The following is a 12,935-nucleotide window of genomic DNA, read 5'->3' as shown; positions in this document are numbered from 1 at the left end:
TACCCACCTTGATCGGTTCCGCCGCCACAGCTTGACCCAATGTGCCCAGCGTCATTACGGTGCCTAGGGCCAGGGCGGTTGCCAGTTTTTTTAATTTCATTGTTTCTCTCCTCGATTGCACTGTATGCCAGTGTGAACAGGTTGCAGATACATGGCCTGCAACGGTTATAAATCCTTGGTTTATGCCTTGGGTCGTTTGTCGATGACTCGTTGTGCCTTGCCTTGTGAGCGGTCCACCTGACCCGGTTCGCACACCGTCACTTGGGTGCTGATGCCGACGTAGGACTTGATCTTGTGCCACAGGGTTTTACTCAGCTGCTCGCACGCCGTAGCGTCCAGGCCGGCGTCCGCCTTCTGTTCGACGAAGACCTTCAGCTTATCCAGGTGACCGTCCCGATACAGCTCCAACTGGTAGTGGGCCGCCAATTGCGGCAGGGTGAGGATGATCTCTTCGATCTGGGTCGGGAATACGTTGACCCCGCGGATGATCATCATGTCGTCGGAACGGCCGGTGATCTTGTCCATGCGCCGCATGGTGCGCGCCGTGCCCGGCAACAGCCGGGTCAGGTCGCGGGTGCGGTAACGGATCATCGGCAACGCCTCCTTGGTCAGGGAGGTGAATACCAGTTCGCCCGGCTCGCCGTCCGCCACTACCTCTCCCGTTTCCGGGTTAATGACCTCCGGGTAGAACAGGTCTTCCCAGATGGTCAGGCCGTCTTTGGTCTCGATACACTCCTGGGCAACGCCGGGGCCGATGATCTCCGACAGACCATAGATGTCGACGGCGTCGATAGCCATGCGCTCCTCCATCTCCTGGCGCATGGCGTTGGTCCAGGGTTCGGCGCCGAAGATGCCGATCTCCAGCGAGCTGGCCTTGGGGTCAAGACCCTGGCGCTCCATCTCGTCAATGATATTGAGGAAGTAGGAGGGGGTGACCATGATGATGCGCGGCTCGAAGTCGCTGATCAGCTGCACCTGTTTCTCGGTCTGTCCGCCTGACATGGGGATCACGGTACAGCCCAGCCGCTCGGCGCCGTAATGGGCGCCCAACCCGCCGGTAAACAGCCCGTAGCCGTAGGAGATATGGCAGGTGTCGCCCGGCCGGCCACCGGCGGCGCGGATGGAGCGGGCCACCGCATTGGCCCAGGTATCGATGTCGTTCTGGGTATAGCCGACCACGGTCGCCTTGCCGGTGGTACCGCTGGAGGCGTGTACCCGTACCACTTGCTGTTTTGGCACGGCGAACATGTTGAACGGGTAGTTATCGCGCAGATCCTGCTTGTGGGTGAAGGGGAATCTGCTCAGATCCGCCAGGCTCTGCAGATCGTCCGGGTGTACGCCGGCCTGATCGAATCGCGCCCGGTAAAAGGGCGCGTCGGCGTAGGCGTGCTGCAGGGACCACTTCAGTCGTTCCAGCTGCAGATTGCGCAATTCATCCAGGCTCGCCTTTTCGATAGGCTCCAGTTCGGCCCGTGGATCACTCATCTTTACCACTCCTCTCGTTATTCTATGGCCGGGTATTGTTGGTGTTATTCAGTACGCGAACGGCGTCTGCCCGGATGATTTCAGGTTGTTAAACGTCAGCCCTCGCGGTTGCAAGATGAACGCGACCGATGCGTTACCCCTCGACCCGCTCGATGATCAGGGCGATGCCCTGGCCGACGCCGATACACATGGTGCAGAGCGCGTAGCGTCCGTCGGTCTGCTGCAACTGGTACATGGCGGTGGTGACTAGGCGCGCACCGCTCATACCCAACGGGTGTCCCAAGGCGATGGCGCCGCCGTTGGGATTGACGTGGGCGGCGTCATCGGCCAGTCCCAGGTCGCGCATCACTGCCAACCCCTGGGCCGCGAACGCTTCGTTGAGCTCGATCACATCCATCTGCTCGATGGTGAGGCCGGTCATCTGTAACAGCTTGCGGCTGGCCGGGGCCGGTCCGAACCCCATGATGCGCGGTTCCACGCCGACTGCCGTGGCGGCGACGACGCGCGCTTTGGGCGTCAATCCGAAACGCTCACCGGTCGCTTTGGAACCGAGCAACAGGGCACAGGCGCCGTCGTTAACGCCGGAGGCGTTGCCCGCCGTCACCGAGCCGCCCTGGCGGAACGGGGTGGGCAGGCTGGCCAGTTTCTCCAGCTGGGTATCCGGCCGCGGGTGTTCATCACTGGCAACCACTATCGCGTCCCCTTTTCGCTGGGGAATGGTGACCGGCACGATCTCTTGGGCAAATCGTCCGTTGGCCTGGGCGGCACCGGCGCGCTGCTGGCTGCGCAGGGCGAAGGCGTCCTGGTCGGTCCGTGAAATGTTGAACTGTTCGGCCACGTTTTCAGCCGTCTCCGGCATCGAGTCGACGCCGTACTGCTGCTGCATCAATTTATTAATAAAGCGCCAACCGATGGTGGTGTCGTAGATCTCCGCCTTGCGCGAGAAGGCGCTGTCGGCCTTGGGCATGACAAAAGGCGCCCGGGACATGGACTCGACGCCACCGGCGATCACCAATTGTGTCTCGCCGGTCTTGATGGCGCGTGCGGCCATGCTGATCGCATCCATACCGGAACCGCACAGTCGGTTTACCGTCGTGCCGGGTACCACGGCCGGCAGGCCGGCCAATAGTGCCGCCATACGCGCCACGTTGCGGTTGTCTTCACCGGCCTGGTTGGCGCAGCCGAAGATCACGTCGTCTACCTGGGACCAGTCGACATCGGCGTTGCGTTGCATCAGCGCGGCCAGGGGGATGGCTCCCAGGTCATCGGCGCGCACCCCGGAGAGGGCACCGCCGAAGCGGCCGATGGGGGTACGGATGGCATCGAAAATAAAGGCGTCGTTCATAATCTGTCTCTTGTCGGATGGGAGAGGGGTTGACCGGCTTCAGTCATAGAAGCGGTTACCGCCCTCGACCTTGCGTCGCAATAGCTGGGAGATCCGGTAGCGGTCCAGGCCATAGGCTTGGCGCAGATTTTCCAGTACGGCCAAAACCTGGGGCAGGCCGATCCGTTCGGCCCAGGCCAGGGGGCCCAGAGGGTAGTTGACGCCACTCTGCATGGCGGTGTCCGCACCGGCGACGTCACACACCTGTTGGAACACGGTGTCCGCCGCTTCGTTGGCCAGGGTGCAGACGGTGCGCATGACCACCATGCCGGGGATATCGGCCATCACCGAGACCGTCTTGCCCAAGGCCTGGAACAGACCGGTAGCCTGTTGCAGCGCCTCGGCTGAGGTGTTGTCGCCGGCACACAGGGCAATACGGGTGGCCGAGCTGTAGTCCAGCGCCAAGTCGAACAGGACCGTGTCCGGTAGGTGGTCGGCGGCGGCACGGCGGGTGGCGCTACGGCCATCGGTGAGGGCGATGCGGGTGTGGCCGATACGGATCCAGCCGTTGCCTTCGGTGCGTTTGACCCGGATGCCGGCCTGTTGCCACAGCTCAATCAAAGGTTCGGCGATGCCAAGGTCGCCGGTCACCTCTATCGTCTCGGGTGCCGGGCAGGCCGCTGCATCGATGGCGCTGGCTTTGATCGCCCCTTCACGATAATCGTAGAAACCCCGACCGCTCTTGCGGCCATAGAGCCCGCCATCCACCAACTCTTTCTGGATCAGTGACGGCAGAAAACGCGGGTCATTGTAGAAACCGGCATAGACGGTACTGGTGACGGCGTAGTTGACGTCATGGCCGATCAGATCCATCAGTTCGAACGGACCCATACGGAAGCCGCCGGCCTCGCGGATGATACTGTCCAGGGTGGCGACATCGGCCGCCCCCTCTTCCAGCAGGCGCATCCCTTCGGCGTAGAAGGGGCGGGCCACCCGGTTGACGATAAAGCCGGGGGTGGATTTGGCATACACCGGGTGCTTGCCCCAGCGGGCGGCGGTGTCATATACCGTTTCGGCCACCGCCGGGTGGGTGGTGACGCCGGACACCACCTCGACCAGTTTCATGATCGGTGCCGGGTTGAAAAAGTGCATCCCCACTAGGTTGCCGGGGCGCGCCAGGTTAGCGGCGATGGCGGTGATGGAGAGGGAGGAGGTGTTGGTAGCAAGGAGGGTCTGTTCGCCGCAGAGTGATTCCAGTTCGGCAAACAGCCGCTGCTTGACCTGCAGGTCTTCCAGGATCGCTTCGATCACCAGTGCCGAACCGCTGAGTTCTTCCAGTTGGGTGGCGGGCTTGATATTGGCCAGCAGGGCCGAGCGCGCTTCTTCGCTCATCTTGCCCCGCGCCACCTGTTTTTTCAGTCCGGCATCAATTTGCCCGATACCGCGTTCGATCGCTTCCGGATTGACATCGAACAGCAGGGTGGGTTGGCCGGCAGCAGCCGCTATCTGGGCGATACCGGCACCCATGGTGCCGGCGCCGATGACGGCGACGGTTTGCTCGGTGGTCAGTGCGGCCATGGGTATTACTCCCCCTTGAATTCCGGTTTGCGTTTGCCGACGAAGGCGGCGACCCCTTCACGATAGTCGTGACTGCAGCCGGCGATCTGTTGAAGGTCACACTCCAGTTCCAACTGCTGCTCCAGGCTGTTGCCTCCGGCCGCGTTGATGGCACGCTTGGTCAGGGCCAGCCCCTTGGTCGGCTGGCTGGCCAAATGGCTTGCCAGGGAGTGGGCTTCGTCCATCAATTGCTCGTCATCCACCACTTGCCAGATCAGGCCCCACTGGGCGGCCTGTTCGGCGGACAGTTTGCCGCTGAGCATGGCCATGCCCATGGCGCGGGCGCGACCCACCAGGCGCGGCAGGGTCCAGGTGCCGCCGGAATCGGGTATCAGGCCGATCTTGGAGAAACCCTGGATAAAGTTGGCGGAACGTGCCGCCAGCACAATGTCACAAGCCAGGGCGATGTTGGCACCTGCCCCGGCGGCGACGCCGTTGACGGCACAGACCACCGGTTTGTCCAGGGTCATCAGGCTCCGCACCAGCGGGTTGTAGTTCTGTTTGATGGAGAGACTCAGGTCCGGCATCGCTTCGCCCGGTGCCACCGCCCGGTCATTCAGGTCCTGGCCGGCACAGAAGCCGCGGCCCGCACCGGTCAGCAGCAGGCAGCGGATGGTGCGATCCTGCTTCACCTGTTTCAATACCTCACGAATCTCGCCGTGCATGGCGGTATTGAAGCTGTTCAGGCTCTCCGGTCGGTTCAGGGTCAGGGTGGCCACACCGTCCTGAACCTGGAATAGAATCGTGTCGTAACTCATGGGCGTCTCTTTTATTGACCTGTAAATTTGGGTGTGCGCTTTTCCAGGAAGGCGTTGATGCCCTCTTGGCGGTCTTGGCTGGCGGCCAGGAACAGGAACGCCTTACGCTCCAACTCCAGCCCCTGACTCAACGGGGATTCAAAACTGCTGAGGATGGCCTCTTTGGCCAGGCGCAGGGCGATGGGGGATTTGCCGGCGATCGTCTCCGCCAGGGCGTTGGCCCGTTTCAGGGTCAACTCCGGTTGGGTGACTTCCGCCACCAGCCCGGCCGACAACGCCTCCTCTGCGCCGATGAATTGACCACTGAGGATCAGCTTCATGGCCAGGGATTTCCCGACCGCGCGAACCAGCCGCTGGGTGCCACCGGCACCGGGGATGATCCCCAGATTGATCTCGGGCTGACCGAACCGGGCGTCTGTACCGGCAACGATAATATCGGCATGCATCGCCAGCTCCATGCCGCCACCCAGGCAGTAGCCGTTGACGGCGGCGATGAGTGGTTTGGGGAAATGGCGGATGGCTTGCCAGTGCTGCGGTCGGCGGTCCTTCCAGAGTCCGACCGCGTCCAGCGCCGCCATCTCCTTAATATCGGCGCCGGCGGCGAACACCTTTTCCGATCCGCTCAGCAGTACCACCCGGATATCATCGTTTTCCGCTGCCAGTGCCAGGGCGGCGTCAAGTTCTCCCAGCAGGGCGGTACAGAGGGCATTGCGTGCCTGCGGGCGATTGAGCCGGATCAGCTGAACGCCGTTTTGCGGCGTATCCACCAGGATCTCCGAATAGGCCGTCATCTCATCTCCTCACTCGTGTTTTTGCGCTGGAGTAGGCCGTTCCGCCATAAGATTCGCGGCCCAAGCCATGCTCTTGTGCGGAGGTATCTCCAATTCTGAAAGCTGTTGTATCACACTTCCCTTTAGAAATGCTACAAAAAATAAAATAAATGCATGAATATTGTATCGTATTGGATTGCAGGCTACTATCCAGTCAGTCGTACCTAGCGGGGCGGACGTTCCAGTGAGCATAGCCGCTTTTGTATTCTGGGGTATCGGAAGCGCACCCGCTGACCATACTTAGTTAAGAAGCCTATAGCTTGAAAAAAGGCCTTGTCGGGCCGGAGGAGCAAGAGATGCGTTTGAAGAGTTATGCCTGTGGCGCCTGGGTTGAAGGAGCCGGCCAGGGGGCCATCCTGAATAGTGCGATAACCGGCGAGCCGGTGGCGGAGATCAACAGCAAAGGGATCGATTTTGCGGCCATGCTGCGCTATGGGCGTGAGGTCGGTGGTCCGGCGCTGCGGGCGCTGACCTTTCATGAACGGGCCTACAAGCTGAAGGAGTTGGGTCTCTATCTGCAGGAGCGCAAAGAGGCGTTTTACGCACTCTCCCGGCATACCGGCGCGACCCGCTCCGATTCCTGGGTCGATATCGAAGGGGGTACCGGTACCCTATTTGCCTACTCCAGCAAGGGACGGCGCGAGCTGCCCAATGGGCATCTCTATATCGACGGCCAACCGGAGATGCTGTCGCGTAAAGGCAGTTTCGTCGGTCAACATATTCATGTGCCGCTGGAGGGCGTGGCGGTCCATATCAATGCCTTCAATTTCCCCTGCTGGGGCATGCTGGAAAAACTGGCTCCCAGTTTTATCGCCGGTGTCCCCTGCATCATCAAGCCGGCCAGCCAGACCGCCTACCTGACCGAGTTGATGGTTCAGCACATGATCGAATCAGGCATTTTGCCGGAGGGCTCGCTGCAGCTGATTTGCGGCAGCGTGGGCGATCTGCTGGACCACGTTACCTGCCAGGATGTGGTGACCTTCACCGGTTCAGCTTCCACCGGCCTGATGTTGCGCCAGCACCCGGTGATTTTGCGCAATTCGGTGCGCTTCACTATGGAAGCCGATTCGTTGAACGCCTCCATCCTGGGGCTGGATGCCGAGCCGGGCAGTGAAGAGTTCGATCTCTATGTCAAAGAGGTGGTGCGTGAGATGACGGTCAAGTGCGGACAAAAGTGCACCGCTATCCGTCGCGCCATCGTGCCGCGCCGACTGGCCCCCTTTGTGATCGACGCCCTGAAAGCACGACTCGGCAAGGTGGTGGCGGGTGATCCTGATAAAGAGGGGGTCACCATGGGCGCCCTGTCCAGTGGTGATCAGTGCGTCGAGGTACGTGAGCGGATCGCCGAGCTGACCCGCTCCTGTGAAATCGTGCACGGGGATCCGAATGAGGTTATTGCTGGAGATGGCGCCTTTATGAACCCGGTGTTGCTCTATTGTGATCAGCCGCTGAAGCACCGTGAAGTGCACGATATCGAGGCGTTTGGCCCGGTCAGTACGGTGGTGCCCTACGACGGCGTGGATGAGGCGATCCGGCTAGCCGGACTGGGACAGGGCAGCCTGGTTAGCTCCATCTTTACCTATGATGAAGCCTTTGCCAAAGAGATGGTGATGGGGCTGGGTGCCTGGCACGGACGTTTGCTGATCAATAATCGTGACAGCGCCAAGGAGTCTACCGGCCACGGTTCGCCATTACCTAACCTGATCCATGGCGGCCCCGGGCGGGCCGGTGGTGGCCAGGAGCTGGGCGGAATTCGCGGTGTACTACACTATATGCAGTGTGTCGCGCTGCAGGGTTCGCCCAGCATGCTGACGGCGGTGACCGATAAATGGATCACCGGCGCCCGTCGCATTGAGGATAGCGTGCACCCCTTCCGCAAGAGCATCGACCAGTTGCAGATAGGCGAGAGCATCGTGACCGGACAGCGTATCGTCACCCTGGAAGATATCGAGCACTTCGCCGAATTTAGCGGTGACAAATTCTATGCCCACATGGATGAAGCGGCGGCCAAGGCCAACCCCTTTTTCGAGGGGCGGGTGGCTCACGGTTATTTCATCGTTTCTGCGGCGGCGGGGCTGTTTGTCGATCCGGCGCCGGGCCCGGTCCTGGCCAATTACGGTCTTGAGAACCTGCGTTTCTTAACCCCGTTGAATCCCGGCGATGCGATACAAGTAACTTTTACCTGTAAGCAGAAAGTGCCACGTGTTAATGAGGATTATGGCGAGGTGCGCTGGGATTGCCAGGTGCATAACCAGAAGGGAGAACTGGTGGCAACCTACGACGTACTGACGCTGGTAGCTAAGCAGCAAGCGGCCTAGGCAGGTCGGGTCGAGGCCCTGTTCAGGGCTTTGCCCCGGTGTTCTGGCAAAAAGAGAGATCAGCTTTTAAGTGATACAAAAATAAATATATTAAAAAATATATTGTATCATTTAAAAATGCTTGCTATGTTTCATTCATGCGCACCAAGTCGCATGCGGTTTGTCTATCCATACAGCACTGATCTGTATGGCTACAAAGAGTCGAGGAGCGAGAACGATGAGTGAGAAAGAGCGGTTTGCCGATACCATGGAGTTTCCCCCGGAGACTCCCCAGCCCAATATCTATCCCCTGAGCTGGGTGCGCGAAACCACCAAGATGCAGGAAGTATGGGAAGCGGCCCAGCGTGAGTACTGGGATCCGGAAAAACTCTCTTGGGATACCTTTGACCCGGACCAGTACAGCTGGGAAGAGCGTGAATCGATCGCTTACTGGTGGACCCTGCTCTCCGTGTTTGATGCTTCCGCTCCGCCGGTGTTTGCCGAGGCGATGATCAAGACCTATGAGGATCATGAAGAGGACCCGGTGCGGCGCTGTTTCTTCTCGGTTACCCGGGATGAGCAGAATCATGAGCAGATGTGCGGTCTGGCTATCACCAAGCTGCTGGGTCATCCCGACGCCATCACTTATACCCCGAAGACCGAATTGGGCAAAAAGCTGCAGCGCAATGCCAAGTGGCTCTATTTCAATGGCGGCCGCTACTGGAATGGCTACAAAAAGGCGGTGCCCAAGTACAGCTTGGCGGTATTGTTCAGCTCCTTCCTGATGGGTGAGATTGCCGCCGCCACCATCTTCCACCAGATGGCCAAGAGCTGCGAGGAAGAGGTGTTCCAGGAGGCGTTCCGCAATATCGGCCGTGACGAGGGGCGTCACATGGCCATCTGTATGGCGTTGATGGAGCGGGATTACCCAGGACTTCAAGAAGAGAACAAATCTATCATTACCAAGCAGATCCGTGCCGGTTATCTGTTCCTCTCCGCTGTGCTTTACGAGCCGCCCATGGAGTTCTGGGATTTGCCGGATGATTTCATCGCTGTGCAGCGCGAAGCCGAGGAGATTGCCCGCAAGGCCGGTTTTGGTATCCCCACGGCCGAGGCCAAGCTGGAGAACTGGCGCAAGGCGATGCTCAACCTGAAGGGTGTGTTGGATCGTTATGACATCCCGTTCCCCGCCATTCCCGAAGTGGGCATTACCGGCCAGGAAGTGCTGGATGTTGATCTCGACGAGATCATTCCGATATTCTGAACCTTTCCTTATCGCTGGGAGGGTTTAACCTCCCGGTTTTGTATCCAATGGTCTGTCTATGAGAAAAATCCGCTTATATCCATCCGGTCATGAAGTGGAGTGCCAGCAGGGCGAAACGGTCCTCTCGGCCCTTGAGAAGGCGGGTTATGCGCTGCCCAACAACTGCCGTGCCGGTGCTTGCGGCGAGTGTAAGATAAAGGTCCGGCAGGGCGAATTCGATCAGGGTATGGTGCTGGATATGGCGCTGGCACCGGAAGAGCGGGACCAGGGTTTCGGCCTGATGTGCATGGCCAAACCCCTGTCGGATCTGCTGGAGATCGAATGGGGTACCGAGGATGCGCAGCCGAAGCTGTTTCCACCGCGAGAGAATGTTTCGTTTGTGGTGGTGGAGCGGCTGGAGCGTACCCATCGTATTGTGGAGCTGCGGTTGCGTCCGATCGGCAAACCGATGCGCTACTGGCCGGGACAGTATGTACTGTTGAATCATCCCGATAACCAGACGCCGCCGCGCGCCTACTCGATTGCCAATGCTTCGCGGCACGATGGTGAGATTACGCTGCAAATCGCCCGGGTCGAGGGCGGCGGTATCAGTAACTGGGTGCACGGTCATTTGAACGTGGGAGATCGGATCAAACTGTCCGGTCCCTACGGGACCTTTATTGGTGATCCGGCGGCCGAGACCCCGGTACTCTGTCTGGCTGCCGGTACCGGGCTGGCGCCGATCATGGCCCTGGCCGAAGCCGCGCTGAGCCGGGGTTACCGGCAACCGGTCACCGTGCTGTTTTCGGCACCGACCAGCGAAGATCTCTACGATACCGGTCGGCTTGCCCTGTGGCAGGCGAAACACCGTAACTTCAAGTTTGTGCGTACTTTGACCCAGGAGCAGGGCGAGGCGCCGTTGGGACGGATTCCGACCATCCTGCCGGAGATGTTCCCGGATCTTTCTCAACACAGTGTTTATGTCGCCGGCAGCCCCGAGTTTGTCGATGCCTGCATCGCCGCGGTCAAAGCCCAGGGTGCCAAAGAGGCGCTGATCCATACCGAGGGCTTTTTTGAGCAGCAGTCGGTGCCAGACACGCCGTCGGCCGATCGGTTGCTTTGATAGAGGCTGATGGACCGTAGGGGCGGAGTTTTGGTTGATCAGGCTGGATATTCTTTTTATTGTGTCGCTCCGCCACGGTTATTAAAAGGGGGACCCGTCCCCCTGCGACGGGTTACTTTTACGGGTAAAAGTAACCAAAACCCTCACTCCACCACGCCACCCCTATGGGGTTCCCTGCGTTTCTCGCCGACTACGGGGCGCGCATAACTCGCTGCGCTCGGACAGATACGCGCCTGAATCCGTAGCCGGCTGCGATACTCGGTGGCGCGGAAGTCGGATTGGGGTGCGGATACGTTGCCGTTGAGCGAGGCTTTTCCTGCGATGTGCCAGAGCGGGCGTTAGCGCACTTTCCTGTTCGACCTGTCGAGCATCGCTGGGTCTACAGAAGCAGGTTGAATTGGAACCGAGGGTAGGGGCAGGCTCCTGTGCCTGCCCTTTTTGACGGTACCGTTATCCGGGCAACCACAGGGGTTTGCCCCTACCGGTGAAATCGAATTGATACCTGGGGTATGGAGCGGGGCGAATCCCCGTTCAAACTGCGTTGCGCTGCGACACAAAATAATTCAGCGGGCAGTGGCGTGCTGTTTGATCAGCTATCCCCAAGCCGCAAACCGTTGTCGGAAACGGGCCGAGGTTTGGCGAAACGGGCCGGCCTGATTTTCGCACAAGGCCAAAATATGCTGCTCGGAGATCGCCTCAAGTGGACGGTAGATGGCGGCGCAAAGATCCTGGGCTTGTTGTCCCAGCCAGTTGTCCGGCAACAGCTCCGGCGGCAGCTTGGGATCTTTCAGCAGGATGCGTCGATAGTGGTGAATCAGCATGATGCGGAGCATGAAACAGTGCTCCGGGTCTTCCTGTTCGACGTCGCGGTTATTCTGCATCGCTTTGGCAATCGAACGGTAATGTTTGATGAAGGCGCCGTACTCCTTCTCCAGTTCGCCCAGTTTGAAACACTGGCGAACCATACCTTTGGTACCCAGGCCATACATCGGATCATAATTGCTGGCCCGCAGTACCACCACCTGATTGGTAACGCCCACTTTGGCCAGGATCGCCTGGGTGGGTGCGATTGGGGCGGTGGGGTGGCCGTAGACATTGGGGGCGATAATGCCGTAGCCGAGCCAAGTTAGGTCCTTGCGCAGTCGGGCACGTTGCTTGGTATTGATCCCCTTGGTCCCGGTAAACACCAGGGTCCAGTCGCCATCCCAATGTTTGTCACTGGGGTAGTAGATCAACTGATCATAACCACTGACCTTTTGTCTGGCGCAATCGGTCAGGCGGTAATAGCTGCGGCGGCCGATTTTGGTGCTTTCGATGAAATTGTCTTTTGCCAGTCGATAGACGGCGGTACGCACCAGTCGTTCATTGACACCCAAAGGTTCCAGCAACGCAGTGATACTGCCGAGCCAGATCTCCCGGTCATGGGATTCCACCACATCGCCAAACAGGGTGGCGACCAGAGACGGTGTGCGGCTGGGGGGCTCTTGGCGAAATCCGTCCAGGATGGATTTAAGTTGTCGTTGAAAGGGGTTGCTGGCCACGGTTACTCGGTCAAGGGCTGAATAGAGAGTGGCTGCATTCTAGCAGCCCTGTTTGACCGAGTCATAATTGATACCGCCACCCGGGAAGGGCGGCGGCAGCAATCAATCTTTACGTGGTAAAACCTCTGTGATGAGTTCATAGCCGATCTCTTGCAGATGCTTGTCCAACGCTTCCGGTTCATCGGCAATGTAGCGCACGATGGCGACGCGTTGTGGACTGCCGATCTGGGAGACGGGTGAGACGACGGTGGCGATATAGCCGCCGGCATCGTTGATCTGGTGCAGCAGACCGCCGAGGGCACGCGCCTTGTTGGGCAGGCTGACCGCGATACGGGTGGTGTTTTCCAGGCCGCACCCCATGATGTCGAGGAAGAAGTCGAGGATATCGGTCTCGCTGACCACCCCGACCAACTCGCCGTTGTCGATCACCGGCAGGTTACCGATCTTCCTGTCGCGGATCAGCTGGCCCGCCTCTTCCACCAGGGTGTCGGGCGAACAGGTGATCACCTCGCGCACCATCAACTCACCGACGGTGATCTTGGAGGTGAGATAATTCACCTCGCCCACCGATAGGGTGGTGATCGCCGAAGGCTCGGCCCGGTCCAGCTCCTTCTGGCTGAACAGGCCCACCAGGTGGTGCTTGTCATCCACCACCGGCAGATAGCGCCGCCCCTTCTCGCGCATCACCTGGGCCGCATGACTGAGCTTCATCTCCGC

10 protein-coding genes are annotated in these 12,935 nt (G+C 59.7%); 3 read left to right on the top strand and 7 right to left on the bottom strand.

The window, feature by feature from the left end:
• Positions 1-180: 180 nt before the first annotated feature.
• From paaK to paaF, 5 genes are all read right to left on the bottom strand, one after another.
• Complete coding sequence (gene paaK / locus ACQY5R_RS17865; RefSeq protein WP_428610634.1) at positions 181-1,485, bottom strand: phenylacetate--CoA ligase PaaK; 1,305 nt, start codon at positions 1,483-1,485, stop codon at positions 181-183.
• 133 nt (positions 1,486-1,618) lie between these two features.
• Positions 1,619-2,830 (bottom strand): 3-oxoadipyl-CoA thiolase, encoded by a 1,212-nt coding sequence (pcaF, locus tag ACQY5R_RS17860; protein ID WP_428610633.1) that lies wholly within the window; start codon positions 2,828-2,830, stop codon positions 1,619-1,621.
• Positions 2,831-2,869: 39 nt separating this feature from the next.
• Positions 2,870-4,387 (bottom strand): 3-hydroxyacyl-CoA dehydrogenase PaaH, encoded by a 1,518-nt coding sequence (paaH, locus tag ACQY5R_RS17855; RefSeq protein ID WP_428610631.1) that lies wholly within the window; start codon positions 4,385-4,387, stop codon positions 2,870-2,872.
• Positions 4,388-4,392: 5 nt separating this feature from the next.
• On the bottom strand, positions 4,393-5,184 hold the full coding sequence (gene paaG / locus ACQY5R_RS17850; protein ID WP_428610629.1) for a 2-(1,2-epoxy-1,2-dihydrophenyl)acetyl-CoA isomerase PaaG: 792 nt from the start codon (positions 5,182-5,184) through the stop codon (positions 4,393-4,395).
• Positions 5,185-5,195: 11 nt separating this feature from the next.
• On the bottom strand, positions 5,196-5,975 hold the full coding sequence (gene paaF / locus ACQY5R_RS17845; protein ID WP_428610627.1) for a 2,3-dehydroadipyl-CoA hydratase PaaF: 780 nt from the start codon (positions 5,973-5,975) through the stop codon (positions 5,196-5,198).
• A 299-nt stretch (positions 5,976-6,274) separates the two neighbouring features.
• On the opposite strand from paaF, the gene paaZ reads away from it, so the two are divergent.
• From paaZ to ACQY5R_RS17830, 3 genes are all read left to right on the top strand, one after another.
• Positions 6,275-8,332, top strand: a complete 2,058-nt coding sequence (gene paaZ, locus ACQY5R_RS17840) for a phenylacetic acid degradation bifunctional protein PaaZ (RefSeq protein WP_428610626.1) — start codon at positions 6,275-6,277, stop codon at positions 8,330-8,332.
• Between the two features lie 217 nt (positions 8,333-8,549).
• Positions 8,550-9,575, top strand: coding sequence for a hypothetical protein (locus ACQY5R_RS17835; RefSeq protein WP_428610624.1), 1,026 nt, complete (start codon positions 8,550-8,552; stop codon positions 9,573-9,575).
• A 58-nt stretch (positions 9,576-9,633) separates the two neighbouring features.
• Positions 9,634-10,677 carry a 2Fe-2S iron-sulfur cluster-binding protein gene (locus tag ACQY5R_RS17830; protein ID WP_428610623.1) on the top strand — a complete coding sequence of 348 codons (1,044 nt, stop codon included), beginning with the start codon at positions 9,634-9,636 and terminating at the stop codon, positions 10,675-10,677.
• 593 nt (positions 10,678-11,270) lie between these two features.
• Here ACQY5R_RS17830 and paaX read toward each other — a convergent pair.
• On the bottom strand, positions 11,271-12,218 hold the full coding sequence (paaX, locus tag ACQY5R_RS17825; RefSeq protein ID WP_428610622.1) for a phenylacetic acid degradation operon negative regulatory protein PaaX: 948 nt from the start codon (positions 12,216-12,218) through the stop codon (positions 11,271-11,273).
• Positions 12,219-12,320: 102 nt separating this feature from the next.
• A partial coding sequence (locus ACQY5R_RS17820; RefSeq protein WP_428610621.1) for a CBS domain-containing protein occupies positions 12,321-12,935 on the bottom strand: 615 nt, incomplete at its 5' end.

Source organism: Sedimenticola sp., from assembly GCF_050289425.1.
In the GTDB taxonomy this organism is placed as follows: Bacteria; Pseudomonadota; Gammaproteobacteria; order Chromatiales; family Chromatiaceae; genus Sedimenticola.
The sequence above is the reverse complement of the archived record's forward strand: the minus strand, read 5'-3'. Positions and strand labels throughout refer to the sequence as shown.